Here is a 1,075-nt window from a genome sequence, read left to right on the forward strand (position 1 = left end):
GCGCCGCAGGACCTTCCGCAGGGGTTGATAGAGCGCTTTATCCGGTCGCGTAGTGATCCTGTCGCCGGGCTGATCAGGTGTCTGCAGGCGCTTTTGGATCCCGTTTAATGGGGGAGGCGCCATCAAGCACATACCTCACGCAAAAGATGGGCCGCTGTCTGACAGACGCATCTGTCGTATCACCTTCGTTGATGGGCCGCTACCGTCGTGACCATGCCGGACACGGGTCAAGCGGCCGGATGGAGGTGATGATGGCAGAATTACACCCGCCCAGGTGGCAAGTCTGGGCCCACTTTCGTTTCTCGATCATCGGCGGACTGCTCTCGAACCCGCCGGAACCGGGACAGCTGAAGCAGCGACTGCAGGAACTTGCTGAGAAAAACTGGCAACATCCGTTGCGACCGGGTCTGATGCGTGTCAGCTTTTCGACGCTGGAACGCTGGTACTACCAGGCCAGGGACGCTGCCGATCCCGTTGCTGCCCTCGGTCGCAGGATCCGCCGTGACCACGGTAAGCGTCAGGCTCTTTGTGACGCCTTGCTCAAGGCCCTCGAAGAGCAGTATCACCAGCACCGGCGCTGGTCCGTGCAATTGCACTACGATAATCTGCGTGCCCGGATCGATGGACAGCCGGAATTAGGATCACTGCCCAGCTACCAGAGCGTCCGCCGCTGCATGCAGGAACACGGCTGGGTGCGGCGACGTGAACCGGCGCGACCAACCGCCGGACAAAGCCGCGCTGCTGATCGGCTTGAACAGCGTGAGGTGCGTAGCTTTGAAGCGACCCACGTCCATGCCCTGTGGCATCTCGATTATCATCAGGCCCGAATGAAAATTCTTGATACGGCCGGACGCTGGCAGAAGCCGGTCGCTCTGGCCATTATCGATGACCGCTCCCGATTGTGTTGCCATCTGCAGTTTTATCTGGCAGAAACGGCAGAGACCCTGATCCACGGCCTAACCCAGGCCTTCCTCAAACGGGGTCTGCCCCGGGCTCTGTTGACCGACAATGGAGCTGCCATGCTCGCCGAGGAGACCCGCCAGGGGCTGGCCAGGCTGGCCATTGAGCACAAGAC

Annotated in this window: 1 protein-coding gene; it reads left to right on the top strand. The window is 60.8% G+C overall.

Annotation, left to right across the window (positions count from 1 at the left end):
* Positions 1-248: 248 nt before the first annotated feature.
* On the top strand, positions 249-1,075 hold an 827-nt coding region (locus ICT70_RS14780), incomplete at its 3' end, for a DDE-type integrase/transposase/recombinase (RefSeq protein ID WP_191157995.1).

Source organism: Pelovirga terrestris, assembly GCF_014773365.1.
GTDB classification, from domain to species: domain Bacteria; phylum Desulfobacterota; class Desulfuromonadia; order Desulfuromonadales; family Geopsychrobacteraceae; genus Pelovirga; species Pelovirga terrestris.